Consider the following 3,251-nt stretch of genomic DNA (forward strand, 5'->3'; position numbering starts at 1 on the left):
GGCGGGGTGATGACAAGCGTTTGCTTCTTGCCTAAGGTGAGGCCGATTCACCCCCAGCCCAGCCCCCGGCGGAACGGATAGCCGATGTCCCAAGGGCCGATGCCCGCCGAGCTGCCCGACCTGCTGCGCCAGCACCTCCAGTCCGCCGTCGACGAGATGGAGCGGGAGATCCGCGACCAGGTGCCCGAGTACGCGGGCGACGACGGCGGCGAGTACGCCAAGCGGGTGGAGCGGACGGTCAGCGACACCGTCGCGTTCTTCGTCGACTCCGTCGACCACCCCAACGCCGACGCGCGGAAGCTGACCGAGCTGTACATGTGGCTCGGGGAGCAGGAGGCCAGGTCGGGCCGGGGCCTGGAGGCCCTGCAGAGCGCGATGCGGGTGTCCAGCCAGGTCGCGTGCCGCCGGTTCATCAAGGACGCCTACCGGCTCGGCTGGTCGCGCGAGATCCTCGGCCGGCTGACCGACTCGCTGTTCCTGCTGCTCGCGCGGGTCGCCGACGCCGCCGCCCAGGGGTACGCGCGCGAGCAGGGGCAGCTCGCGACCGAGCGGGAGCGCCGCCGGGAGCGGCTGCGGGACCTGCTGGCCGCCGAGCCGCCGCCCGCGCACGAGGCGATCTCCGAGCTGGCGGTCGCGGCCCGCTGGGACCTGCCGAAGAGCATCGGCCTGGTCGCGCTGCCCGCGGGGGCGCCCGCCGGGGCGCGGATCCTGCCGCCCGGGGTGCTCGCCGACTGGGACGCGCCGATCCCGTTCCTGGTGGTGCCCGACCCGGAGGGCCCCGGTCAGGACCGGCTGTGGCCGGCGCTGCGCCGGCTCGGGACGGCGGCGATCGGGCCGACCGTCCCGCTCGGGCAGGGCGCCGTCTCCCTGCGCTGGGCGCGGCACGCCCTGACGCTGGTGGAGCGGGGCCTGCTGCCGGACGGCGCCCCGGTCCGGTGCGTGGACCACATCGCGCCGCTGGCGACGCTCGCGGCGGACGAGCTGATCGGCGCGACCGCCGGGACCGTCCTCGGTCCCCTGCTCGACCTCCCCCCGGCGCGCCGCCTGCCGCTGGCCGAGACCCTGCTGACGTACCTGCAGTGCGGCGACAACGCGGTCATCGCGGCGGAGCGGCTGCACATCCACGAGCAGACCGTCCGGTACCGGCTGCGCCGCATCACCGAGCTGACCGGCGGGCGGTTCACCGAGCCCGACGGCCGGCTCGACGTGATGCTCATGCTGAGCTGGCTGGTGCGGACCGCCCGCGCCGAGGAGACGGCGTAGCCGCCCGCGCCCCGGCGGGAAGGCGGCGTCAGGTTCCGCCGGACGGCCCGTCGCCGTGCCGGGCGGCGGCCGCGGAACGCGACAGCAGCGACACCCCCGCGGTGAGGAGGACGGCGGTGACCGAGACGGCGGCGAACGCCGCCGCCGTGCGGGGCGGCATCGTGTGGAAGGCCAGCACGGCCACCAGGTAGGAGGCGATGGGGTTGGTCATCGTCATCGCCGTCATCGCTGCGGGCAGCGAACCGGCGGCGAACGCGCGCTGCTCGATCACGAGCCCGAGCAGGGTGCTGCCCGCCAGGGCGTAGCCGGGCCAGTCCGCGGCGGTGGCGGCGACGCCCTCGTCGACGAGGCTCGCGGTGGTGAGCTTGATCAGCACGGCGCTCGCCGCGAAGCACAGGCCCGCGCAGACGCCGAGCAGCGCGGCCCGCACGGGTCCCCGCCGCAGCCACGCCGCCCGGGACAGCACGATGATGAGCGGCGCGGCGATCAGCCCGGCGAGCAGCAGCCGCGGCCGGGACGCCTCGCCGGCGGGCGGGATCGCTCCCGGCACCGTGAACAGGACCGCCAGGCCCGCCGACACCGCGACGCCGCCGAGCACGTCCATCCGGGCGGGGCGGCGTCCCGTTCCGGCGGGTCCGAGCAGGATGGTGAAGACCAGCTGGGTGACCAGCAGCGGCTGGACGACGGCGGTGGAGCCGAAGTGCAGGGCGGCGGCCTGGGCGAAGAAGCCGGCCATGTTGACGCCCCACCCGGTGAGCCACACCGGGTCGCGGACCAGCCTCCGGGTCAGCCCGTGCGCGGCCGTGGCGTCCATGCCGCCGTGCACGGCGCGCCTGGCCGCGCGGTACTGGATCGTGGCGGCCGCGGCGAACAGGAACGCGGCCAGCAGGCCGAACCCGGCCGAGAGCGCCATCAGCGCGTCCCGGTCCGGGGCCCCTCCGGACCGGATCACATGCCCTCCCGCGTCCCCTGCAACGCGCCGCCCGCTCCGGTCATCCTTCCCACCTTCGGGCGGTTTCCCGCGAACCTCTTGACCTCGGCGGCAAACGGGCATAAATAAAAGAGAAACAAACCCAAACGGGAGGGAACCAACATGGACCGGGGAACGGCCCGCGCATGATCGTCACGGTGACGCTCAACCCGAGCCTCGACCGCACGATCGACGTGGACGTGCTGACCCGCGGCGCGGTGATCAGGGCGCGGTCGGCGCGGCTCGACCCGGGCGGCAAGGGCGTCAACGTCTCCCGTGCCCTGCTGGCCAACGGCGTCGCGTCCACCGCGGTGGTCGCGGTCGGCGGCGCCGACGGCGACCAGCTCCGCCGGCTGCTGGAGGCCGAGGGCATGCGGATCCGCGCCGTCCGCGTCGCGGGCCGCACCCGGTCCAACGTCACCGTCGTCGAGCCGGGCGGCGTCGTCACGAAGCTGAACGAGCCCGGCGGCCCGCTCGCCTCCGCGGAACTGGACGAGATCGGCGCGGTCGTAGAGGCCGAGGCTGGCGCCGCGAGCTGGGTGGTCGGCTGCGGAAGCCTGCCGCCCGGCGTCCCCGACGGCACCTACGCCGAGCTGTGCCGCAGGTTCGGGCCGGACGGCATCCGCGTCGCGGTCGACTCCAGCGGCGCGGCGCTGCGCGCGGCCGTCCCCGCCGGGCCCGACCTGATCAAACCGAACCGGGAGGAGCTCGCCGAGGCCGTCGGCGGCCCGGTCGGCACGGTCGCCGACGTCGTCGAGGCCGCCGGGGAGCTGCGGTCCCGCGGGGCCCGCGCGGTCCTGGTCAGCCTCGGCGCGGAGGGGGCGGTGCTCGTCGACGACGACGGCGTCCTCACCGGCGAGGCACCCGTCGCACGGCCGCGCAGCACGGTCGGCGCCGGCGACGCGCTGCTGGCGGGGTTCCTCGCCGCGGGCGCCCGGGGCCCGGGTGCCCTGGCCGAGGCGCTCGCCTGGGGCGCGGCGGCCGTCTCGCTGCCCGCGAGCCGGGTGCCGGGCGCGGC

General features: G+C 76.1%; 3 protein-coding genes. 2 read left to right on the top strand and 1 reads right to left on the bottom strand.

Annotated elements, in window-relative coordinates:
- Positions 1-84 precede the first annotated feature (84 nt).
- A complete protein-coding gene (locus tag E1281_RS38710; RefSeq protein WP_131884662.1) occupies positions 85-1,263 on the top strand; it encodes a helix-turn-helix domain-containing protein in 1,179 nt (392 codons plus the stop codon).
- Positions 1,264-1,291: 28 nt separating this feature from the next.
- Here E1281_RS38710 and E1281_RS38715 read toward each other — a convergent pair whose 3' ends face one another.
- A complete protein-coding gene (locus E1281_RS38715; protein WP_131884663.1) occupies positions 1,292-2,215 on the bottom strand; it encodes a DMT family transporter in 924 nt (307 codons plus the stop codon).
- 164 nt (positions 2,216-2,379) lie between these two features.
- On the opposite strand from E1281_RS38715, the gene pfkB reads away from it, so the two are divergent.
- Positions 2,380-3,251, top strand: an 872-nt coding sequence (gene pfkB / locus E1281_RS38720) for a 1-phosphofructokinase (protein WP_131884664.1), incomplete at its 3' end; no start/stop codon positions are given.

Origin of the sequence: Actinomadura sp. KC345 (assembly GCF_004348515.1) — a bacterium.
GTDB lineage: Bacteria > Actinomycetota > Actinomycetes > Streptosporangiales > Streptosporangiaceae > Spirillospora.

Excerpts from the sequence above, each read along its gene's own strand:
- E1281_RS38710 (WP_131884662.1), top strand. The coding sequence starts at position 85 with ATGTCCCAAGGGCCGATGCCCGCCGAGCTGCCCGACCTGCTGCGCCAG.